The organism is Tabrizicola sp., from assembly GCF_051645465.1.
Taxonomy (GTDB): domain Bacteria; phylum Pseudomonadota; class Alphaproteobacteria; order Rhodobacterales; family Rhodobacteraceae; genus Tabrizicola.
Window position 1 is genome coordinate 1 of sequence record NZ_JBOFBI010000237.1, and the last position, 21144, is coordinate 21144.

Sequence of the window (21144 nt, forward strand, 5' to 3'; positions counted from 1 at the left end):
TGGCACGCGCCCTTTCCCCCCGCCGCAAGCTGATCACCACCATCGCAGCCTGGTCGGTGGCGCTGATCATCTTCTTCCCCGTGCTGTGGATGATCCTGACCAGCTTCAAGACCGAAGCCTCGGCCGTCGCCTCGCCGCCCGAGCTTTTCACCGCGGACTGGACCTTGGAGAACTATGCCGATGTCTGGGCCCGGTCGGACTATCCGCGGTTCTTCTGGAACTCGGTGGTCATCTCGGTCGGCTCGACGCTTCTTGGCCTGCTGATCGCGGTTCCGGCGGCGTGGGCCATGGCCTTCGTGCCGGGCAAGAAGACCAAGGACCTGCTGATGTGGATGCTTTCCACCAAGATGATGCCTGCGGTTGCAGTGATGATCCCCCTGTACCTTCTGTTCCAGCGGATGGGGCTTCTCGACAGCCGCATCGGCCTTGTGGTCGCGCTGATGCTGATGAACCTGCCGATCATCGTCTGGATGCTTTACACCTACTTCAAGGAAATCCCCGGTGAGATCCTGGAAGCCGCGCGGATGGACGGGGCGGCTCTCTGGAACGAGATCGTCTACGTGCTGACCCCGATGGCGCTGCCCGGCATCGCCTCGACCATGCTCTTGAACATCATCCTGGCGTGGAACGAGGCGTTCTGGACGATCATCCTGACCACCACAAAGGCGGCACCGCTTTCGGCTTTCATCGCCAGCTTCTCGGCGCCGCAGGGGCTGTTCTACGCGAAACTTTCGGCGGCCTCGGCCATGGCCATCATGCCGATCCTTATCCTTGGCTGGTTCAGCCAGAAACAACTGGTCCGCGGCCTGACCTTCGGCGCGGTGAAGTGAGGCAGAGATGGGCAAGATCGAACTGACGAAAGTCCGCAAGTCCTTTGGCCAGGTGGATGTCATCCCCGGCATCGACCTGACGATCGAGAACGGCGAGTTCGTCGTTTTCGTCGGTCCTTCGGGCTGCGGGAAATCCACGCTTCTGCGCCTGATCGCGGGGCTGGAGGACACGACCTCGGGCACGATCGAGATCGACGGCAAGAACGCGACCTACCTGCCGCCCGCAAGGCGGGGTCTGGCCATGGTGTTCCAAAGCTATGCGCTTTACCCGCATATGACGGTCAGGAAGAACATCGCCTTCCCGCTGAAAATGGCGGGGATGCCCCCGTCCGAGCAGAACAAGCGCGTCGAACGCGCGGCGAAGGTGCTGAACCTGTCGAACTACCTGGACCGCCGCCCTGGCCAGCTGTCGGGCGGCCAGCGGCAGCGGGTTGCCATCGGTCGGGCCATCGTGCGGGAGCCGGCGGCGTTCCTGTTCGACGAGCCGTTGTCGAACCTGGACGCGGCGCTTCGGGTGGGGATGCGGCAGGAAATCTCGGAGCTGCATCAGTCGCTGAAGACCACGATGGTCTATGTGACGCACGATCAGGTCGAAGCGATGACTATGGCGGACAAGATCGTGGTGCTGAACGCAGGGCGGATCGAGCAGGTCGGCGCGCCGCTGGAACTGTACAACCACCCGCGCAACCTGTTTGTTGCGGGCTTTATCGGCAGCCCGAAGATGAACCTGATCGAGGGCGCCGAGGCTGCGAAGCACAACGCCCACACCGTTGGCGTCCGGCCCGCGCATATCACGGTGGGTGACGGCCCATGGGAAGGCATCGTGGGGTTGTCCGAGCAACTGGGCTCGGACAGCTTCCTGAAGGTCGCGGTCGAGGGGATCGGCACGCTGACCGTTCGTACGCCCGGCGAAGTGAACGCCCGGCACGGCGACCGCATCCGTCTGGCGCCGGCCGGAAAGATCCACCGCTTCGACGCAAATGGAATGGCCATATGAGGCTCGACGGAAAAACCGCGCTGATCACCGGCGCCGCGCGGGGCATCGGGCTGGCCTTTGCACGCGCCTATCTGGCCGAGGGCGCCCAGGTGGCCATCGCCGATGTCTCGGGCGCCGAGGCGGCTGCGCAGACGCTTGGCGAGAAGGCGTTCGGGCTGACCATGGATGTCACCGATCCCGCCTCGATCGAGGCGGGCGTGGCAGCGGTGGCGGAGTGGGGGGGTGGCATCGACATCCTTCTGAACAACGCTGCGGTCTTCGACCTTGCCCCGATCGTCGAGATCACCCGCGAAAGCTATGACCGCATCTTCAGCGTGAATGTTGCGGGTACGTTGTTCCCCCTCCAGGCTGTAGCCAAGCGCATGATCGCGCAGCGCCGTGGCGGCAAGATCATCAACATGGCCAGCCAGGCGGGCAGGCGTGGCGAGGCGCTGGTGGCGGTCTACTGCGCGTCGAAGGCTGCCGTGATCAGCCTGACGCAGTCGGCGGGCCTGGACCTCATCAAGCACGGGATCAACGTCAACGGCATCGCTCCGGGCGTGATCGACACGCCAATGTGGGGCGAGGTCGATGCGCTTTTCGCGAAGTACGAGCATAAGCCGCTTGGGCAGAAGAAGCGCGAGGTCGGCCTGGCTGTTCCCTTCGGCCGCATGGGCATGCCCGAAGACCTGACGGGTGCGGCCGTCTTCCTTGCCTCTTCCGAGGCCGATTACATCGTTGCCCAGACGCTTAACGTCGACGGCGGGAACTGGATGAGCTGACATGACCCCTGCCCTGCCCGCTTACGACCGATCGAAACTGACCCCCGGCATTGTCCATATCGGGCTTGGCAACTTCCATCGCGCGCATATGGCGGTTTATCTGGATGACCTCTTCGCCCTTGGCGAAGGGCATGACTGGGCGATCATCGGCGCCGGGGTGCGTGAGGGCGATGCCCGGATGCGTGAGGCGCTGAAGGCTCAAGGGTGCCTGTCGACGGTGATCGAGCTGGACCCGAAGGGCAAGTCGGCCCGGCGGATCGGGGCGATGATCGATTTCCTGCCGGTGGAGCCCTCGAATGATGCGCTGATCGCCGCGATGTCACGGCCGGAGATTCGCATCGTCTCGTTGACGGTGACCGAGGGGGGCTATTTCATCAACCCGGCGACCGGGGAGTTTGATCCAGGCCACCCCGAGATCCTTGATGACGCTCCCGAACCCCGCCGCACCGCCTTTGGCGCGATTATAGCTGCGCTGAAGGCCCGGCGTGAGGCGGGGGTGCCGCCGTTCACGGTGATGAGTTGCGACAACCTTCCCGGCAACGGTCATGTGACGAAAGCTGCGGTCACGGGCCTTGCCGGGATCGAGGACCCGGACCTTGCCTACTGGATTGCCGACAACGTCGCCTTTCCGAACGGGATGGTGGACCGGATCACCCCCGCGACCGGCCCGCGCGAACGGGCGATGGCGGCGGCCTTTGGTCTGGGCGACGACCCCGTGCCGGTGACCTGCGAGCCGTTCCGGCAGTGGGTGCTGGAGGACAACTTCCCCTCGGGCCGCCCGGCGTTCGAGAAGGTCGGCGTCACGCTGACCCCGCATGTCCATGCCTTCGAGATGATGAAGATCCGCATCCTGAACGGCGGGCACGCGACAATCGCCTATCCCGGCGGGCTGATGGATATCGAGTTTGTCCACGAAGCGATGGCGGACCCGCTGATCAAGGGTTTCCTCGACCGCGTCGAGACCCGCGAGATCATTCCCTACATCCCGCCGGTCCCGGATACGGATATCGCCGAGTACTACAAGCTGATCGTTCAGCGCTTCTCGAACCCCGAGGTTGCCGATACCGAGCGGCGGCTGTGTCTGGACGGGTCGAACCGGCAGCCGAAGTTCATCGTGCCGTCGATCCGCGATGCTCTGGCGGCGGGTGGGTCGGTCGAGGGGCTGGCGTTGGTGTCGGCGATGTGGTGCCGGTACTGCTATGGCGAGACCGACAGTGGCACGGCGATTGCCCCCAACGACCCGGACTGGGACCGGCTGGTCGAACGGTCGAAGGCGGCGAAGGGCCGTCCGGCGGCATGGCTGGAAATGACGTCGGTCTACGGTGAGGTGGGGAGCGACGCGCGGTTCGGGGCGGCGTTCGAGCGGCATCTGAACCGGCTTTGGCAGGTGGGGACGCGACAGGTGCTGACGGACTTCCTTTCAGCCTAAGGCTCTGCTGGCGCGAAGTCAGGCACGACCCAAAGCTCGACCCTGCGGTTCAGGTGGCGGCCGATGGCGGTTTCGTCGCAGGCCATGGGGAGCGCTTCGCCGAAACCCTCGACCACCGGAAGGTCTGTGGGGTCAAGGTCCGGCGCGATGGCGGCCAGCTCTTGGGCCACTTTGGCCGCGCGTTCGACCGAGAGCGCGAGGTTCGCTTCGGCCGCGCCGGAGCCGTCGGAGAACCCCGCCAGAACCAGCTTTTCGTTGCGGTACTGGCCCGAGGCGATGATCTGCGCCAGGTCTTCAAGGTTATCCTGCGACTGGGCGTCGAGGGTCGACGACCCATCCTCGAACCGGAAGGTCAGGGACACCCGGTCGGCGCCGTCCATGATCCCGACAAGCCGCTTCAGATCGGCAAGCGTGATATCCTCACCCGCGCCCTGGATCGCGTTGATCAGGCGAAGGCCGTCCGAGGTCATCGGCTGACGTGAGGCGGAGCGGTCGATGTACCCCGCTGCGGCCACGGCGTCCTGCGCGGCCGGGGTGCGGAGGAAATCGAGGAACTCGCGGGTCAGAAGCGGCAGGCGGCGCTTGGGGGCGAGCAGCATCACCGGAAGCGCCAGGGGATAGTCCTCGGCCTTGATCGCAAGCGCGGTGGGGAGGAGAGGGAAGCCGCAGGAATCCGTCAGCGGGATGCGGCGGGCGGGGGCGATGGAGGAGCGGCCACTGATCGCGATGGCCCAGGGGTCTTTCGCGACCGCTTCGGCCAGGCTTTGCAGGTTGGAATGCAGGACCTCGGCCGTCTCGCTGGCCCCGAGGCGGCTGGAAAGGGCAAGCTGTACATCGGTTTCGGGCCTTAGCGCGTGAAGCACGATCGGCATGTCCGGGCCGCCGATCTGGGCCCAGTTCGTCACTTCGCCCGAAAGCACCCCGGCCAGTTCGACCGTGGAAATCTCGGGCGTCGGGTTGTCGGGAGCGACGATGGCGACCAGCGCGTCCATGGCGACGGAATGGGTGCCGAAGGCGTCTTCGGGCTGGAACGAAAGCTTCAGGTCTGCGGCCCCGGCCTCAAGCGCGGCGGTTGCCTCAAGGGGCGACAGGGGGGCGAAGGAGAGGTCGGCGAGTTCCTTGCGGCTTTCGGGGTCGAGGATGCGGGCCTGATAGCTGGCGCCCTCCCCGGGCTGATAGATCAGGCCGCGGCTGGCGGCGAATGCCTGGAACAGGGTTGGGAGAAGGTCGCTTGCGTCCGATGCGCCGACGACACGGATCACCGCCTTGGGGGCGATCAGGTCGGGACAGGCTGGGCCTTCGCAGATCACGCCCTGACCATCGACAGTCAGCGTGCCGTAGGAGGTTTCGATCCGGTAGAACTCGCCATCATAGCCCTGCAGCGTGCCGGTCAGCACGATGCCGCCTTCGCGGGCCACCAGCGTGACATCCTGCGCAAGGGCGGAATCTGAAATGAACACGGCAGCGCATAGCGCCGCGATCCCTGCCTTCACGCCCATTACCTGCCAATCCGGCCTTTACTCAGGAGCGGCGAGTTTCAGCGCGGGCGCGAGATTTTTCAACACCAGAATGTCGCCAGAGGTGCCACAAAGCGGGACCGAAATCGACCGTTCGGCGGGGGTTACAGTCCCGGCCACTGACAGCACGGTTTCTACCCGCAGGGTCCGCCCGCAGGTGGCCGGGGTGATACGGAGTTCGCCGGTGATATCGGCGGCACCAAAGTCTTCCCCGCGCACGGAGTAGACGCGGGCCAGGACGGGGGACTGCACACTGGTAGAGCCAAGCGCCATGACCGGATGTGCCGCGCCGCCCGAAAGGACATCGCTGCCGACCAGAACCTTTCCGTCTTCGTTGACGCGAAGCTCCAGTTCGGTCGGATGCTCCCAGACGATGGCAAAGCGGGTGTAGGATGCGGCATCCGGCACATCGACCTTGCCCAGGACAAGGCGGGCGTCGTTCAGATAGACGGCAACCATCGCCTCGGACTTAAGCGCAGGCAACACTGCCACCGCGCGACCGTCCGATCCGGTGCGGGCCGAGAACGACAGGCCCGAATGGCGGACAACGATCTTTTCGCTGCGGTTGCAGGGCGCCGAAAGCGTCAGCTGGATCATGGCGCCGGGTGCTGCGGCCAGGGTGAGCTCGGGGCTGCAACGATCGCCGTTGGCAGGCGGGACAGTTCCGGCGACCGACGTGATGCCGGTGATTGCCCCGAGATCGCCCGTAGGGCTGCCGCTGAGCGAGGCGGATTTCGGGATGGAGGCGTCGGTCGGAGAGACCGACTGACGGGCTTCGGTTGCAGCTTGCGCGGCGGAAAGCAAAAGTGATTGCTCGACCGCGGGGGCCCGCAGCTTCTCGGCCGTATGCGCGGCCGAAAATGCGACCACCAGGACGGCAGATACTTTAACTAAGCGCTTTCCCCAAAGCATGGCAGTGCCCCGGCACGAGAATCGTACTGTCTTCGGCTAAAGCCCAATGGAGGCGGAGAAGTGGCATTATTGGGGTCGGCTTGCGATCTTCCCGCAAAAACGCCACAAAGACGCCGCGTCACTTAACGCGGCGCCTTTATTCTTAACGCGCGAAGCGTCAGACGACGCGACCGTGGCAGTGCTTGAACTTTTCGCCCGAACCACAGGGACAAGGGTCGTTGCGGCCGGGGTTGCCCCAAGTTGACTGGTCGCTTTCGTCGAATCCGGTCAGGCGGGTCGCCACTGGTTCGGCCACCGGCCCGGCAACGGCTGCGACGGCGACCGGAGCCGCAGCCTCGACCACTTTCGGCTGGGCCGCCTGTTGCGCTGCAAGCATCTGCCGCATCATCGCTTCCTGCTCTTCCTTCGAGACCGGACGGATACGGGAAAGCTGCTGGGTCACCTGCTCGCGCAGAGAGTTGAGAAGCCCCCCGAACAGCTGGAAGGCTTCGGTCTTGTACTCGTTCAGCGGATCGCGCTGGGCATAGCCGCGGAAGCTCACGACCGAACGGAGATGTTCCAGCCGCATCAGATGCTCCCGCCACTTGCTGTCGATGGACTGCAGAAGCACCTGCTTCTCGATGGTCTGCATCGTCGACTTTCCGAAGGCTTCGGTCTTTTCGGCCATCATCTTGTCCGAAGCTTCGATGATGCGTTCAAGGATGCCGTTCTGGTCCACACCTTCTTCGGCGGCCCAGTCGGCAATCGGCAGGTCCATGTTCAGCATGTCGCGGCAGGCGGCGGCCAGGCCGTCGGTGTCCCAGCTGTCGGGGTAGGACTTTGGCGGCATGTTCAGGTCGACGAGGTCCTCGATCATCTGATGGCGCATATCCTTTGCGACATCTTCCACATGATCCGCCTGGAGGATTTCCAACCGCTGGCTGAAGATGGCCCGGCGCTGGTCGTTCATCACGTCGTCGAACTTAAGAAGCTGCTTGCGGATGTCGAAGTTGCGGCCTTCGACCTTGGCTTGCGCCTTTTCCAGGCTCTTGTTGACCCAGGGGTGAACGATGGATTCGCCTTCCTGCATGCCGAGGGTCGACAGGATCTTGTCCAGCCGTTCCGATCCGAAGATGCGCATCAGGTCGTCTTCCAGCGACAGGAAGAAAGCCGAGCGGCCGGGGTCGCCCTGGCGACCGGAACGGCCGCGGAGCTGGTTGTCGATCCGGCGGCTTTCGTGGCGTTCGGTGCCAAGAACGAAAAGCCCGCCCGCGGCCTTCACCGCCTCTTCCTCGTCGATGTGGTCGGCCTCGATCTTTGCGCGGATCGCGACGTGGTCACCTTCGGGGTCGGCTTCGATGGCCTCCATGATCTTGAACTCGACGTTGCCGCCAAGTTTGATGTCCGTCCCGCGCCCGGCCATGTTCGTGGCGATGGTCACCGCGCCAAGCTTGCCGGCATCGGCGACGATCTTGGCTTCCTGTTCGTGCTGGCGCGCGTTCAGGACGTTGTGCGGGATGTCCGCGCCTTTTAGAAGGGCGGCAAGCTGTTCGGACTTCTCGATCGAGGTCGTGCCCACAAGGATCGGCTGGCCCTTGGCATGGGCTTCCTGGATCGACTTGAGGATCCCGTCGAACTTTTCGCGGGCGGTGCGGAAGACCTGATCATGCTCGTCAGCCCGCGCGATGGGGCGGTTGGTCGGCACCTCGACAACGCCAAGGCCGTAGATCTCGCGGAATTCCTCGGCCTCGGTCGCGGCGGTGCCGGTCATGCCGCCCAGCTTTTCGTAAAGCCGGAAGTAGTTCTGGAACGTCACGCTCGCGTAGGTCACGTTCTCGGGCTTGATCTGGACGCCTTCCTTGGCCTCGATCGCCTGGTGCAGACCGTCCGACAGGCGGCGGCCCTTCATCATGCGGCCGGTGAATTCGTCGATCAGCATCACCTCGCCGTCGCGGACGATGTACTGCTGGTCCTTGAAGAACATCTTGTGCGCCCGGAGCGCCTGGTTCACGTGGTGGACGATCGACGTGCTTTCCGCCGCATAGAGGTTCTGGTCCTCGGGCAGGATGCCTGCCTTGCGCAGAAGGTCCTCGATCGCGTCGTTCCCCTCTTCGGTCAGGGTCACATTCCGCGCTTTTTCGTCCAGCTTGTAGTGATCGGGCTGAAGGCTTGGGATCACCGCGTCGACCGCCTGGTAAAGCGGGCTGCGGTCCTGGCTTGGGCCGGAGATGATCAGCGGGGTCCGTGCCTCGTCAATCAGGATCGAGTCCACCTCGTCGACGATGGCATAGTAATGCCCGCGCTGCGCCATATCCTCAAGCGAGCCCTTCATGTTGTCGCGAAGGTAGTCGAAGCCCAGCTCGTTGTTCGTGGCATAGGTGATGTCGGCGCGGTAGGCGGCCAGCTTTTCGGCGTCCGGCTGGTGCGAATAGACGACGCCGGTGGTCAGGCCAAGCTGGGAATAGACCTTGCCCATCCATTCGGAGTCGCGCTTGGCGAGGTAGTCGTTCACAGTGACAACATGGACGCCACGCCCGTTCAGCGCGTTCAGATAGGCGGCGAAGGAGGCGACAAGGGTCTTGCCCTCACCCGTCTTCATTTCGCTGATGTTGCCCTGATGCAGGAACATCGCGCCTTTCAGCTGCACGTCGAAAGCCCGCAGGCCCAGCGCCCGGCGCGCGGCTTCGCGGCAGTTCGCAAAGGCCTCCGGCAGGACTGCATCCAGGCTTTCGCCGCCCTCTTGCACCCGCTTTTGCAGGGCGCGGGTCCTGGCGATGATCTCGTCGTCCGACAGCTTCTGGAACTCGGGCTCAAGCGCATTGATCTGCGCCACGACCGGGCGGGCGGACTTTACCTTGCGGTCGTTCGGCGAGCCGAACACCTTCCGCGCCAGCGATCCAAATCCAAGCATGCTTTCTCCGTCGGGCGGCTTCTGACAGCATCGTGTGGCCCTTGGACTTGCCCGCCCTCACGGCCTTCCATAGAAGGGCCAGAGAATGACCGGACGGCCCCATTCCACGCGACTGTCGCGATGTAAGGGTAAGGACCGGGATAGTCAACGCAAGCGGGCGGATCGACCCGATCAGGAGATGGTGAAAATGACGAAACGTTCAGGCTTCTGGTCGGTTCTGGCATTGACGACGGCTTTGGTCTCGCCCGCCTGGGCAGAAGGCGAAGCCGCCAAGCCGGCCGAGACCACGACGCCCGCGGAAACCACAGAGGCCACGACGCCCACGGAAACCGCCGATACGGTGGTCGCAACGGTGAACGGGGTGAAGATCACCCTGGGCCACATGATCGCGCTGCGTGAAACGCTGCCGGGCGAATACCAGTCGCTGCCGGACGATGTGCTGTTCAAGGGCATCTACGAGCAGCTGATCCAGCAGGAAGTGCTGGCCCAGTCGGTCAAGGACCTGGGGCCGCGCGGACTGGCGATGATCGACAACGACAAGCGCGGCTTCGTCTCGGGCGTGGCCATCGAAGGCATCGTGGCCGAGGCGGTGACGGATGCGGCGCTGCAGGCTGCCTATGATGCACGCTTCAAGGATGCGGCCCCGCAGACCGAATACAGCGCCGCACATATCCTGGTTGAAACTGCGGAAGCGGCTGAAAAGCTGAAGGCCGAGCTGGCTGCAGGTGCGGATTTCGCGGAACTGGCCAAGGCCAATTCGACCGACACCGGAACGGGCGCCAATGGCGGGGACCTGGGCTGGTTCGGCCTTGGCATGATGGTGAAGCCGTTCGAGGATGCCGTCGTCGCGGCCAAGGTCGGCGAAGTCGCGGGCCCGGTGCAGACCGACTTCGGCTTTCACCTGATCCTGGTCAAGGAGACCCGCGTGGCCGCCAAACCGACCCTGGACCAGATGCGCGACGAGCTCGCCGCCGAGGTCGAGAACACGGCGATCAATGCGAAGATCGAAGAGCTGACCAAGGGCGCGACCGTCACCCGCGAGGGCGAGGGGCTTGACCCGGCGCTGCTGAAGAACTCCACCTTGATCGACTGATTTCTGGAAACAGGGGCGCAGCATGGGCAAGACCGACTGGAAGGCCGAAACGAAGGCTTTGAAGAAGAAGGTCCGCAAGCTGAAGGACGCCCTGTCCGAAGCTCCGGTGCCAGCGGTGGCGAAGAAGGCCAAGCCCGTCTCGCCGCTTGCCCCTGCTAGCTTTCCGTCGCTTCCCACCATCAAGGGCGCCGAGTTTGCCGCCGTGGAAGCGGGTGTCCGCTACCAGAACCGCAAGGACGTGATGCTGGTCCGCTTGGCGCCGGGCACGACGATGGCGGGGGTCTTCACCCGGTCGTCCACCCGGTCTGGGTGCGTGCGGGATTGTCAGGCGAAGCTGGCGATGAAGGTGCCGGCTGGCGCGGGCGCGGCGATTGTCGTGAACTCGGGGAACTCCAACGCTTTCACTGGCAAGGTTGGCGACAAGGCCGTGGCCGCCGTGACCGGCGCTGTGGCCAAGGCGCTGGGGGTTCCGGCGTCGCGTGTGTTTTCGTCTTCGACCGGTGTGATCGGCGAGCCGCTGCCCTTTGAGAAGATCACCGCCAAAGTGCCGGACCTTCAGGCGGCGCTGACGGAAGAAGCGATCGAGATGGCCGCGCAGGCGATCATGACGACCGACACTTTCCCGAAAGGTGCGGCGGCGACGGTGCAGGGTGAGGGTGGGGTGATCCATATCTCTGGCATCGCCAAGGGATCGGGGATGATCGCGCCGGATATGGCGACGATGCTGGTCTACATCTTCACCGATGCAAAGATCGGGGCGGCCCAGCTGCAGAAGATGATCTCGCGCAATGTGGATGCCACGTTCAACTCGATCACGGTGGACAGCGATACGTCGACTTCGGACACGCTTCTGATCGCAGCCACGGGTCAGTCCGATGCTGCTGAGGTCAAGGGGCCGGTCGCGAAGGCCTTTGAAGTCGCGCTGCACGGGGTCATGCGTGATCTGGCGCTGCAGGTGGTGCGGGATGGCGAGGGGGCGACGAAGCTGGTCGAGGTGCGGGTGACCGGGGCGGCGAGTGATGAGGATGCGGCGAAGGTGGCGTTCTCCATTGCGAACTCACCGCTGGTCAAGACCGCCGTCGCCGGGCAGGACCCGAACTGGGGCCGGATCGTCGCGGCTGTCGGCAAGTCGGGCGCGGCGGCGGATCGGGACAAGCTGACCATCCGCTTCGGCGATATCCTGGTGGCCGACAAAGGCTGGCGGAACCCGGAGTACCGGGAGGACGACGGGGCGGCTTACATGCGGGGGCAGGAGTTGGTGTTCGCGGTGGACTTGGGCCTTGGCCGCGGCAAGCGGTCGGTCTGGACCTGCGATCTGACGGCCCGCTATGTGGAAATCAACGCTGACTACCGGTCGTGAGGACTCTGCTGGTTTCGGCCGTTGCCCTGATCGACCCCGATGGCCGGGTGCTGCTGGCCCAGCGGCCCGAGGGCAAGTCGCTGGCGGGGCTTTGGGAGTTTCCGGGGGGCAAGGTCGAACCGGGGGAGACCCCGGAGGCCGCGCTGATCCGGGAGCTGAAGGAAGAGCTGGACATCGATACCTGGTCCAGTTGCCTCGCCCCCCTGACTTTTGCGAGCCATACTTACGAGGACTTCCACCTTCTGATGCCGCTTTTCGCCTGCCGCCGCTGGCAGGGGACAGTGCGGGCGACTGAGGGGCAGAAGCTTGCCTGGGTGAAACCCAGTGCTTTGCGGGACTATCCGATGCCCCCGGCTGACCTGCCGCTGATCCCGATCCTGCGGGACTGGCTTTAGGGTGGGCACAGTGCGCAAGATTTTGACCCACATAATTTCAAATAGTTACGGGTCTGCCTTCAGAAATTGTTAAGGTTTGACCCGATTGGTCAGCCAGACAGTCTGGCGCTGAAAGCGTATCCGTAGGCCGGACTTGACGCACCATCGGCAAGGCCTCACCTTCCGGTCATCTGCTCCCCTGAAGGTTTGATGATGACGTCGTTCCGCACCGCAAGACCCGCCGCGCTTGTTGCCCTGTTTCTGTCCCTGTCGGCAACGGCCGCATCAGCACTTACTGCCGAAGAGGTCTGGGCGGACTGGCAGCGTCTTGCGAAGAACGAAGGGGTCGACATCACCGCCATCGCCCGCCGCGACGGAGACCGGCTGGTTCTGACGAACATCGCCATCCCCATCGGCCCGGCGAATGACGTGGCGGATATCAAGATCGGGCGGATCGAGCTTCAGGATCGCCCGGACGGAACCGTTGCGGTCGTTCTTCCGCCAACGTTCCCCGTGACCATCGATCTGCGCGATGACAGCTCGCCGGGTCCCGACCTGGTAAGGATGGCGGCGTCGGCACCAGACTTTGCCATGACGATTGCGGGGATAGGCGACACGGCGGCATTCGACATTGCTGCCACCAGCTTTGTCCTGTCGGTTGAAGAGGTCGCGCCGGTGCTGGGCGTCGACGAAAAGTTCGATCTGAATTTGGCGATCGCGGACCTTGCACTGCGGAGCAAGATGGACGGAATCTCGGAGACCAAGACTCTCTCGGCATCGCTGAGCCTTGGTACGCTACACGCGGACTTGCTTTTCGATTTCGACACAGAGGATGAGACCGGCGCGATGTCTGTTGACCTTTCGAGCCTGGCAGGCAGTTTTGACTTTGCCATGCCGCCATCTTGGGAAGAAGTGTATGGAGTGGCGAGGCCCGAGGACGAGAACGTCCTGCCCCAGATGCTTGAGGCGCTTGCTGATGGGCTGTTGATGAAGGTGGATGTTTCGCATGGCGGATTGAAGACGCTGGTCGACATGAAAGGTTTGGACTTTCAGACGAGAAGCGACTTCAGCTCGGCGTCCGGCCACTTCAGGGGCGGGATCGATGCGGCGGCAATGGTCTATGATCTTGCCATGGGCAAGACCTCTTTGACCCACGACATGACGACGGCACCGGACATCGGCATGCCGAACGTCAGCATGGGTATTGACGAGCTCGCATATGGCCTCTCAGCCGGAATCGGCGATTTGGTCACGCCGCAGGAGCTCCGATTCACGGCGCGGGTGATCGGCCTGACGATTCCGCCTGAATTCTGGGCTTTGGCCGATCCGACGGGTGCAGTCGATCTTACGCCACTATCGTTCGGCGTCGAGCAGACGATGCGCTATGCGCTTGGTCCAGAGATGCTTGACCCAGAGTGGAGGCCGGAGCCGGATGTCTTCCCCCCGATGGACATCATCGACTATAGCATGAAGGATCTTATGTTTGCGGGCTTTGGCATGACCCTTGATGGCGGTGGATCGCTGACCTTCGACGAAGCCGATCTGGTGACGTTCGAGGGTGTTCCCGCGCCGGAGGGCGAGCTTTCGTTTGAGGCGACCGGTGTCAATGCGTTCGTCGACCGTCTGGCTGTTGCCGGGCTTGTTCCACCGGATCAGCTGACCGGCTTGCGCTTTGGGCTTATGTTCATCGCCAAAGTGGGCGAAACGCCGGACAGTCTGGTGTCGAAGATCGAATTCCGGGAAAAGTCCTTTTATCTCAACGGTCAGAAGATTCGCTGAGACTGCCGCTGAAATGAAAAAGGCCGGGCTGCGTGCCCGGCCTTTTCAGTTCGATACAGCCCGGTCAGGCCAGAGTGCGCTGGACTTCCTCGCGCTCGAAGATTTCGATGACATCGTTCTGGCGGATGTCTTCGTAGTTCTCGAACGCCATACCGCATTCCTGGCCCGAGATGACTTCCTTCACCTCGTCCTTGAAGCGTTTCAGCGTCTTCAGCGTGCCTTCGTGGATCACGACATCCTCGCGCAGCAGGCGGACGCCAGCCGAGCGGCGGGCGACGCCTTCGGTGACGAGGCAACCCGCCACCTTGCCGACGCCCGAGACCTTGAAGACCTCAAGAATCTTGGCGTAGCCGATGAAGGTTTCGCGCACTTCGGCCTTGAGCAGGCCCGACGCGGCGGCTTTGATGTCGTCGACCAGGTCGTAGATGACCGAGTAGTAGCGGATCTCGACGCCCTTCTGGTTGGCGGACTGCCGGGCCGACGCGTTGGCGCGGACGTTGAAGCCGATGATCGGGGCGCTGGAAGCTTCGGCCAGACCCACATCGGTGTCGGTGATGGCACCGACGCCCGAATGGAGGACGCGCACGCGGACTTCCTCGTTCCCGATCTTCTCCATCGCCTGGACGATCGCTTCGGCAGAGCCCTGAACGTCGGCCTTTATGAGGATCGGCAGCTCGGCGACCGAAGCATCCGCCTTGGCCTTGGCCATCAGCTGTTCCAGCGTGGTCGCGGCACCGGCGGCGGCGCGTTTGTCCTTGGCGGTCTTGATGCGGTAGTCAGCAATCTCGCGCGCTGAAGCTTCGGTTTCGACGACGTTCAGCGTGTCGCCTGCCGATGGGGTGCCGGAAAGGCCCAGCACTTCGACCGCAGAGGACGGCCCGGCTTCCGCCACCGTCTCACCCTTGTCGTTGATCAGGGCGCGGACCTTGCCCCACTGCTCGCCGACGACGAAGATGTCGCCCTTCCGCAGCGTGCCGTTCTGGACCAGCACCGTCGCGACCGGGCCACGGCCCACGTCGAGCTTGGCTTCGATCACGGCACCAGAGGCGGCGCGGTTCGGGTTGGCGCGGAGTTCAAGGAGCTCGGCCTGGAGCGCGATGGCTTCCAAGAGATCATCAAGCCCGAGGCCGGTCTTGGCCGAAACCTCGACATCCTGGACGTCGCCCGACATGGCTTCGACCACGACTTCGTGCTGCAGAAGGTCGGTGCGGACTTTCTGCGGGTTGGCCTCATGCTTGTCGATCTTGTTGATCGCCACGATCATCGGGACCTTGGCGGCCTTGGCGTGGTTGATCGCTTCGACCGTCTGGGGCATCACGGCGTCATCTGCCGCAACGACCAGGACGACGATGTCCGTCACCTGTGCGCCGCGTGAGCGCATGGAGGTGAAGGCGGCGTGGCCGGGCGTGTCGAGGAAGGTGATGACCTGGCCGTTCGAGGCTTTCACCTGATAGGCGCCGATGTGCTGGGTGATGCCGCCAGCTTCGCCCGTGGCGACAGTGGTATGGCGGATCGCGTCCAAGAGGCTGGTCTTGCCGTGGTCGACGTGGCCCATGATCGTGACGATCGGCGGGCGCGGCGTCAGGTCTTCCGACTTGTCCTTGACCGTGTCGATGGCCTGTTCCACGTCGGCATCGGTGACGCGGACGGCCTTGTGGCCGAATTCCTCGATCACCAATTCCGCCGTGTCGGCGTCGATGGGCTGGTTCATCGTGACCATCATGCCCATCTTCATCAGGCTTTTCACCACGTCCGCGGCGCGTTCGGCCATGCGGTTCGCCAGTTCGCTGACCACGATGGTTTCCGGCAGCTGCACATCGCGCACCTGCTTTTCGGCCTTGTGGCCCAGACCCAGGGCTTTCGCCCGGGCCTTTTCCTGCTTGCGCTTGATCGCGGCGAGGCTGCGCTGGCGCCCGCTTTCGTCCGAGATCGCGTCGGACAGCGTGAGCTTGCCCGAGCGGCGGCCTTCGTCGCCACGCTTGGCGCCGCGGTCGCGGTCGGTCGAGCGATCGTCCTTCTCGCGGTCGGTCTTGCGGGGGCTGAGGCCGGGTTTGGCGGCAGCGGGGCCGCGCGCTTCTTCGGTGGTCGCAGCCGGTGCGGCCCGTTCCGCCGGTTTGGCGGCCGGGGCAGCAGGCGCCGTCGAGCGCGCGCGGGTGCCGAGGACATCGGCCCGGCGGGCTTCGGCAGCGGCGACCTTGGCGGCAGCTTCGGCCTTGGCGGCGCGTTCCTCTTCCTCGGCCTTGAGGCGCAGGGCTTCGGCGCGTTCGCGATCTTCACGCTCTTTCGTCTCGATCTCTTCGCGGCGACGGGCACGCTCTTCCTCGCGGGCCTTGTCTTCTTCGACCCGGCGCGCGGCATCATCGGCGGCCTGGGCCTTGTGGATCGCCAGCGCCTTCAGGCGACGCTCCATCTCGGCGTCGGAAATCCCGGCGGGCCGCTTCGACGGATCACCAAGGCCTGTGGACATTGCTGGCGCACCAGCGCCGGGAGCCCCCGGCTTGACCGGTGAAGGCACCACAACGCGCTTGCGTTTGGTTTCGACCACGACGCTCTTGGTCCGGCCATGGCTGAAGCTTTGCTTCACCTGTCCGGAACGGGGGGCGCCCCCGAGGCCAAGAGGTTTCTTGCCGTCTGTATCGCTCATGCGTCCTACGTATCCTTCATGGCGGTCACACCGCCGTCATGCCCGCCCGCCCGAGTTGGCAAATGCCCACGCAGACCGGCAAGCTTTGCCGCTTCCTCTACAACACGGGTTCTGAGTCCACCAGCGGCAAGCGCGGCGTGTATCGCACGTTCGCGTCCGAATGCCAAACCCAATTCCCCGGCGGTCAAAACACCAATAAAACCGCCGTTACCTTCGGGCGGATGCAGCTTTGTCTTGCCGCGTTCCGACCCGTCGCTGGCCTGGATCAGCGTTGCCGCCGAGCCCTTGGTCAGCCAGTCCTTCACCTTCTCGTAGCCCATCACCGCATCGCCCGCCTTGCGCGCCATGCTGATGAGGTCGATCACCCGCTGAGTGACCAGACGCTCGACCAGATCAGAGAGCCCATCGGGCACCTTCACCGGCTGGCGGGCGGCGCGGGCGAAGAGGCCTTTCTTCGCCGCCTTGTCAATCTGCGCACGGTCAGCCGAGACATAGATGCCCCGACCGGGAAGCCGCCCGAGGATATCCGGGACGACCTGGTCATCGGGACCCAGGCAGAACCGGATCAGCCCCGCCTTCGGCTGGCTTTCCCCGGTCGCAATGCACTTGCGTTCGGGGTCGTCCCTGTCCTTTTCCCGGCCGCCGCGCGTCATGCGCGTACCCGAGGCCTGAGATCAGGCCTCGGCCTCCTCGTCTTCGGCCGCTTCTTCCTGCGGCTTTTCCAGCTCGGCCGGGTCGACCCAGCCCAGCATGACGCGGGCGGTCATGACCAGGGTCTGCGCCTCTTCCAGAGTCATCTCGAACTTTTCAAGCACGCCCTCGTCCTTCTTGCGGACCCCGTTCTCGGTCGTCCAGCCGCCCGCCAGTTCCCAGTCGGCGCAGGTGGCGAAGTCTTCAAGCGTCTTGATGCCGTCCTGGCCAAGCGCTTCCAGCATCTGGGGCGTCAGGCCCTCGAATTCGACAAGGCTGTCTTCCACACCCAGAGCACGGGCGTTTTCCATGGCCTTGGCGTTGGCCGCTTCCAGATAGTCGCGGGCGCGGGCCTGACGTTCACCGGCCGTGCCCTCATCGAAGCCATCGATCGACAGAAGCTCGTCCAGCTCGACGTAGGCCACTTCTTCCAGGTTGGTGAAGCCTTCCGACACCAGAAGCTGCGCCATCATCTCGTCCACATCAAGCGTGTCCATGAAGAGCTTGGTACGCTCGGCGAATTCGGCCTGGCGGCGCTGGCTTTCCTCGGCTTCAGTCAGGATGTCGATGTCGAGGCCGGTAAGCTGGCTGGCCAGCCGCACGTTCTGGCCGCGACGGCCAATGGCAAGGCTGAGCTGTTCGTCGGGGACGACGACTTCGATCTTGCCGGCCTCTTCGTCGAAGACGACCTTCGAGACTTCGGCGGGCTGCAATGCGTTCACGAGGAAAGTCGCGGTGTCGCCGTTCCACGGGATGATGTCGATCTTTTCGCCCTGAAGTTCGTTGACCACGGCCTGCACGCGGGAACCGCGCATACCGACGCAGGCGCCGACGGGGTCGATCGAGTTGTCATAGCTGATCACGGCGATCTTGGCGCGGCTTCCAGGATCACGGGCCACGGCCTTGATCTCGATGATGCCGTCGTAGATTTCCGGCACTTCCATCTTGAAGAGCTCGGCCATGAACTGCGGGTCGGTCCGCGACAGGAACACCTGCGGCCCGCGCGCCTCGCGGCGGACATCCTTGATGTAGCAACGGATGCGGTCGCCGATGCGGTAGGCTTCGCGGCCGATCTTTTCGTTCCGGCGCAGGATGCCTTCGCCCCGGCCGATATCGACGATGACGTTGCCGTATTCCTCGCGCTTGACGGCGCCGTTGATGATGGTGCCCTTGCGGTCCTTGAATTCCTCGAACTGGCGGTCACGCTCGGCTTCGCGGACCTTCTGCAGGATGACCTGCTTTGCCGACTGCGCCGCGATCCGGCCAAGGTCGACCGGGGGGACTTCGTCCACGATCTCGTCACCGATCTGTGGGTCGGCGAGGTACTGCTTGGCCTGCTTCACGGTCAGCTGGGCGTGGTGGTTTTCGGCCAGTTCATCTTCCACCACGGTCCGGACGCGGGTGAACGACGCACGGCCGGTCTTACGATCGATCTTGACGCGAATGTCCATCTCGGCGCCGTAACGGGACTTGGCGGCACGGGCGAGGCTGTCCTCCATCGCCTGGATCACCAGATCCGGGTCGATCATCTTTTCGCGCGCAACGGCTTCGGCGGTCTGCAGAAGCTCGAGCTGGTTGGCCGATGTGATTGCCATGGGGTTGTCTCCCTAGTGTTTCGTCTCGGGGGCGGGCTCGTCGTCCTCATCCCCTTCGGTTTCTTCGATTTCGTCGAACTGGCCTTCGGTGGGCTCGGCCACCTTCTTCTGGCGCAGCATTTCGGTGATCAGCTCTTCGGTGAGGATCAGCTTGGCGTCGCTCAGCCAGTCGAACTTGAGCCCGATGGTGACCTCTTCGCCACCCTCTTCGATGGTGATCAGCACTTCATCGCCTTCAACCCCCGCGAGGTCGCCCTTGAAGCGGCGGCGACCGTCGATGAGTTCCGAGGTCTCGATCCGCGCTTCCCAGCCCTTCCAGACGTCGAAATCCTTAAGCCGGGTGAGCGGCCGGTCGATGCCGGGGGAAGAGACTTCGAGGACATAGTTCTCCTCGATCGGGTCTTCAACGTCGAGGGCGGCTGAAACGGCCGTGGAGATATCGCCACATTCGTCAACGCCAATGCCGCCATCGGGCCGGTCCGCCATGATCTGCAGAACGCGCGTCTTGCCGCCCATCAGCCGCAGGCGGATAAGCTCGAAGCCCATGCCTTCGATGACCGGCTGGACGACGTCGGCCAGGCGGCGATCGATGGCGGTTTTCGCGACGAGATCGGACATCAGGGTTCCAGAAACGAAAAAGCGGACCCTGCGGCCCGCCTGTGAAGATCGGTAGCTTCGAGTGTGGACCCCGAAACCGCTGTTGAGGGGGATATACGCGCCGCGGAGTGAGTCTGCAAGAGCCGCTGTTGCGCTCAGGACTCACAAGCCTAGTTCCGCTCGTTGGACTTGCGAACAGCGCTGTTGTGGATCATGGATGGGTGCTAGCCTCTGGCCAAGAGGTTGAGTAATGGCCAAGAAGAAGCCGCTGCTTGAGGAGATGCGAGGCAACCCGCGCGGCGACTGGGGCATCCGTGATATTGAAAGGCTGTGTGCTGAACTTGGAATGGAATGTCAGCCGCCGCGCGCCGGAAGTCACTACAAGGTGATCAGTGAGCACCTTGCGGACATTCTGACGATACCGGCTCATCGCCCTATCAAACCTGTCTATGTTCGTCTGTTGGTCAGCTACTCAGATGCCCATGTCATTGCAGCGGGAAAGCGAGAACAAAATGGCAAATGATTACCCGATGGTAGTCGTTCCTCTCGAAGCCGAAGACGGTGGAGGATACTTCGCGTTTGCCCCAGATTTGCCCGGCTGCATATCCGATGGGCCAACTCCGCAGGAAGCTCTCGCTTCGTTGATGGATGCGGTCGGCGAATGGCTTTCTGCACAAGCCGAGCGTGGGGTGGAAGCCCCAGCTCCGGGCGACGCCAATCGTCGAGCGTTGGAGCGCGAGGAAAAGCTCTATCAGGCGATGGAAGCCGCTCTTGAGGCCCGCAAAGGGGCTGATGAAAAGATCCAGAAGCTTGAGCGACAACTCGCAGAACTTCTCGCGTTGACGCGAGACGAACTTGGCCGACCACGTGTTACCATGGCCGACCCAAGATCAGAGATCGGTCGGGAAGTCAGGACAAAGCACTGATCCACAATTTCTTCACAGCCTCTGGAACACCATCACCAGCCCGCGGTCGTCCTTGTGGGGGTGCTCGGCGCCTTCGTAGATCGGGATGTCGCGCCAGGCGACGGGGGTGATCTTGCCGTGCGCCACCATGCGGGCGAGTTCGGACCCGAAGCCTGCGCTGTCGACCACCGGGCCGATGGCGCCGCAGGCGAAGACGGCGCCTGGTTTGGTGATGCGGAGAAGCTCGGGGAAGCATTCGGGGCCGACGTGGCCGTGGGTGAAGGTGCCGCAGCTGACGATCGCGTCGTAGCTTGTGTCGGGGATATCCAGCGTTTTGGTCAGATCGCCTAGCATGAGGGTGCGGTAAAGGCCCTTGGTTCGGGCGGCCTCCAGCATCTCGGGCGTGATGTCGAGTGCGTCGACGGTCAGCCCGCGCAGGTGTTCGGCGACCAGGCCGGTTCCGGCCCCGATGTCCAGGATCGCGGCGTTGGGCGATATCTCGGCTTTCAGGATCGCGGCAATCTCACGCGGGGCGATGTAGCCCCAGGCCGTGCCGAAGCTTTCGTCGTAGGTCGGCGCCCAGTCGGCATAGAGGCGGCGTGCGTCGTCGGGGCCGTTGATCTGGTAGGCTTCGTCAAGGTCGTATTCTGCGTCGGTCATCCGTGACCCTCCTGATTGTCGAAAAGGTCTGGCAGGATGAGGTGACAGTTCGGTGACGGCTTGTGTCGCCCCCGATTGGGAGCACGATCACAAGTTCGCCCATCGGCCGGG

18 protein-coding genes are annotated in these 21144 nt (G+C 63.8%); 10 read left to right on the top strand and 8 right to left on the bottom strand.

What is annotated here, in order from left to right:
• The first annotated feature begins 29 nt into the window (after nucleotides 1-29).
• Genes ACRCSW_RS15325 through ACRCSW_RS15340 form a run of 4 tightly spaced genes read left to right on the top strand, consistent with a single transcriptional unit; the run spans nucleotide 30 to nucleotide 4017 of the window.
• Nucleotides 30-830, top strand: a complete 801-nt coding sequence (locus ACRCSW_RS15325) for a carbohydrate ABC transporter permease (protein WP_438706549.1) — start codon at nucleotides 30-32, stop codon at nucleotides 828-830.
• A 7-nt stretch (nucleotides 831-837) separates the two neighbouring features.
• A complete protein-coding gene (locus ACRCSW_RS15330) occupies nucleotides 838-1827 on the top strand; it encodes an ABC transporter ATP-binding protein (RefSeq protein WP_438706461.1) in 990 nt (329 codons plus the stop codon).
• Nucleotides 1824-2588 (top strand): L-iditol 2-dehydrogenase, encoded by a 765-nt coding sequence (locus tag ACRCSW_RS15335; protein WP_438706463.1) that lies wholly within the window; start codon nucleotides 1824-1826, stop codon nucleotides 2586-2588. Before ACRCSW_RS15330 ends, ACRCSW_RS15335 begins: the two co-directional genes overlap by 4 nt.
• Before the next feature lies 1 nt (nucleotide 2589).
• A complete protein-coding gene (locus ACRCSW_RS15340) occupies nucleotides 2590-4017 on the top strand; it encodes a mannitol dehydrogenase family protein (RefSeq protein WP_438706464.1) in 1428 nt (475 codons plus the stop codon).
• Here the strand turns inward: ACRCSW_RS15340 and ACRCSW_RS15345 are convergent.
• The 3 genes from ACRCSW_RS15345 to secA form a co-directional block, all read right to left on the bottom strand.
• Nucleotides 4014-5516: an OmpA family protein gene (locus tag ACRCSW_RS15345; RefSeq protein WP_438706466.1), complete on the bottom strand. Its 1503-nt coding sequence runs from the start codon at nucleotides 5514-5516 to the stop codon at nucleotides 4014-4016. The genes ACRCSW_RS15340 and ACRCSW_RS15345 overlap by 4 nt on opposite strands.
• 18 nt (nucleotides 5517-5534) lie before the next feature.
• On the bottom strand, nucleotides 5535-6404 hold the full coding sequence (locus ACRCSW_RS15350) for a hypothetical protein (protein WP_438706468.1): 870 nt from the start codon (nucleotides 6402-6404) through the stop codon (nucleotides 5535-5537).
• 199 nt (nucleotides 6405-6603) lie between these two features.
• Nucleotides 6604-9336, bottom strand: coding sequence for a preprotein translocase subunit SecA (gene secA, locus ACRCSW_RS15355; RefSeq protein WP_438706470.1), 2733 nt, complete (start codon nucleotides 9334-9336; stop codon nucleotides 6604-6606).
• A gap of 187 nt (nucleotides 9337-9523) precedes the next feature.
• Between secA and ACRCSW_RS15360 the strand changes: the two genes are divergently transcribed.
• The 4 genes from ACRCSW_RS15360 to ACRCSW_RS15375 all read left to right on the top strand — a co-directional run bounded on the left by ACRCSW_RS15360 (nucleotide 9524) and on the right by ACRCSW_RS15375 (nucleotide 13942).
• Nucleotides 9524-10429, top strand: a complete 906-nt coding sequence (locus tag ACRCSW_RS15360; RefSeq protein ID WP_438706472.1) for a peptidylprolyl isomerase — start codon at nucleotides 9524-9526, stop codon at nucleotides 10427-10429.
• A gap of 22 nt (nucleotides 10430-10451) precedes the next feature.
• A complete protein-coding gene (gene argJ, locus ACRCSW_RS15365) occupies nucleotides 10452-11789 on the top strand; it encodes a bifunctional glutamate N-acetyltransferase/amino-acid acetyltransferase ArgJ (RefSeq protein WP_438706474.1) in 1338 nt (445 codons plus the stop codon).
• Nucleotides 11786-12184, top strand: coding sequence for a (deoxy)nucleoside triphosphate pyrophosphohydrolase (locus ACRCSW_RS15370; protein WP_438706476.1), 399 nt, complete (start codon nucleotides 11786-11788; stop codon nucleotides 12182-12184). The genes argJ and ACRCSW_RS15370 overlap by 4 nt, the downstream gene beginning before the upstream one ends.
• 189 nt (nucleotides 12185-12373) lie before the next feature.
• Nucleotides 12374-13942 carry a hypothetical protein gene (locus ACRCSW_RS15375; RefSeq protein ID WP_438706477.1) on the top strand — a complete coding sequence of 523 codons (1569 nt, stop codon included), beginning with the start codon at nucleotides 12374-12376 and terminating at the stop codon, nucleotides 13940-13942.
• A 64-nt stretch (nucleotides 13943-14006) separates the two neighbouring features.
• Here the strand turns inward: ACRCSW_RS15375 and infB are convergent, their stop codons facing one another.
• From infB to rimP, 4 genes are read right to left on the bottom strand one after another with little or no spacing between them, the layout of a single operon-like run.
• Nucleotides 14007-16586 carry a translation initiation factor IF-2 gene (infB, locus tag ACRCSW_RS15380; protein WP_438706479.1) on the bottom strand — a complete coding sequence of 860 codons (2580 nt, stop codon included), beginning with the start codon at nucleotides 16584-16586 and terminating at the stop codon, nucleotides 14007-14009.
• Nucleotides 16587-16591: 5 nt separating this feature from the next.
• Complete coding sequence (locus tag ACRCSW_RS15385; protein WP_438706481.1) at nucleotides 16592-17239, bottom strand: RNA-binding protein; 648 nt, start codon at nucleotides 17237-17239, stop codon at nucleotides 16592-16594.
• A 21-nt stretch (nucleotides 17240-17260) separates the two neighbouring features.
• Nucleotides 17261-18871, bottom strand: a complete 1611-nt coding sequence (nusA, locus tag ACRCSW_RS15390; RefSeq protein WP_438706482.1) for a transcription termination factor NusA — start codon at nucleotides 18869-18871, stop codon at nucleotides 17261-17263.
• A gap of 12 nt (nucleotides 18872-18883) precedes the next feature.
• Complete coding sequence (rimP, locus tag ACRCSW_RS15395) at nucleotides 18884-19489, bottom strand: ribosome maturation factor RimP (protein WP_438706484.1); 606 nt, start codon at nucleotides 19487-19489, stop codon at nucleotides 18884-18886.
• A gap of 229 nt (nucleotides 19490-19718) precedes the next feature.
• Between rimP and ACRCSW_RS15400 the strand changes: the two genes are divergently transcribed.
• Both ACRCSW_RS15400 and ACRCSW_RS15405 read left to right on the top strand, forming a co-directional pair.
• Nucleotides 19719-19991, top strand: coding sequence for a hypothetical protein (locus ACRCSW_RS15400; protein ID WP_438706486.1), 273 nt, complete (start codon nucleotides 19719-19721; stop codon nucleotides 19989-19991).
• The gene (locus ACRCSW_RS15405; RefSeq protein WP_438706488.1) at nucleotides 19981-20394 is read left to right on the top strand and encodes a type II toxin-antitoxin system HicB family antitoxin; all 414 of its coding nucleotides are present in this window, start codon (nucleotides 19981-19983) and stop codon (nucleotides 20392-20394) included. Before ACRCSW_RS15400 ends, ACRCSW_RS15405 begins: the two co-directional genes overlap by 11 nt.
• 12 nt (nucleotides 20395-20406) lie before the next feature.
• On the opposite strand, the gene ACRCSW_RS15410 is transcribed toward ACRCSW_RS15405, so the two are convergent.
• Nucleotides 20407-21033 carry a class I SAM-dependent DNA methyltransferase gene (locus tag ACRCSW_RS15410; RefSeq protein ID WP_438706490.1) on the bottom strand — a complete coding sequence of 209 codons (627 nt, stop codon included), beginning with the start codon at nucleotides 21031-21033 and terminating at the stop codon, nucleotides 20407-20409.
• Nucleotides 21034-21144: the final 111 nt, after the last annotated feature.

Coding starts and splice junctions, on each gene's coding strand:
- ACRCSW_RS15330 (WP_438706461.1), top strand. CDS start 838: ATGGGCAAGATCGAACTGACGAAAGTCCGCAAGTCCTTTGGCCAGGTG.
- ACRCSW_RS15335 (WP_438706463.1), top strand. CDS start 1,824: ATGAGGCTCGACGGAAAAACCGCGCTGATCACCGGCGCCGCGCGGGGC.
- ACRCSW_RS15340 (WP_438706464.1), top strand. CDS start 2,590: ATGACCCCTGCCCTGCCCGCTTACGACCGATCGAAACTGACCCCCGGC.
- ACRCSW_RS15345 (WP_438706466.1), bottom strand. CDS start 5,516: ATGGGCGTGAAGGCAGGGATCGCGGCGCTATGCGCTGCCGTGTTCATT.
- secA (WP_438706470.1), bottom strand. CDS start 9,336: ATGCTTGGATTTGGATCGCTGGCGCGGAAGGTGTTCGGCTCGCCGAAC.
- ACRCSW_RS15360 (WP_438706472.1), top strand. CDS start 9,524: ATGACGAAACGTTCAGGCTTCTGGTCGGTTCTGGCATTGACGACGGCT.
- argJ (WP_438706474.1), top strand. CDS start 10,452: ATGGGCAAGACCGACTGGAAGGCCGAAACGAAGGCTTTGAAGAAGAAG.
- ACRCSW_RS15375 (WP_438706477.1), top strand. CDS start 12,374: ATGATGACGTCGTTCCGCACCGCAAGACCCGCCGCGCTTGTTGCCCTG.
- infB (WP_438706479.1), bottom strand. CDS start 16,586: ATGAGCGATACAGACGGCAAGAAACCTCTTGGCCTCGGGGGCGCCCCC.
- ACRCSW_RS15385 (WP_438706481.1), bottom strand. CDS start 17,239: ATGACGCGCGGCGGCCGGGAAAAGGACAGGGACGACCCCGAACGCAAG.
- nusA (WP_438706482.1), bottom strand. CDS start 18,871: ATGGCAATCACATCGGCCAACCAGCTCGAGCTTCTGCAGACCGCCGAA.
- rimP (WP_438706484.1), bottom strand. CDS start 19,489: ATGTCCGATCTCGTCGCGAAAACCGCCATCGATCGCCGCCTGGCCGAC.
- ACRCSW_RS15400 (WP_438706486.1), top strand. CDS start 19,719: ATGGCCAAGAAGAAGCCGCTGCTTGAGGAGATGCGAGGCAACCCGCGC.
- ACRCSW_RS15405 (WP_438706488.1), top strand. CDS start 19,981: ATGGCAAATGATTACCCGATGGTAGTCGTTCCTCTCGAAGCCGAAGAC.
- ACRCSW_RS15410 (WP_438706490.1), bottom strand. CDS start 21,033: ATGACCGACGCAGAATACGACCTTGACGAAGCCTACCAGATCAACGGC.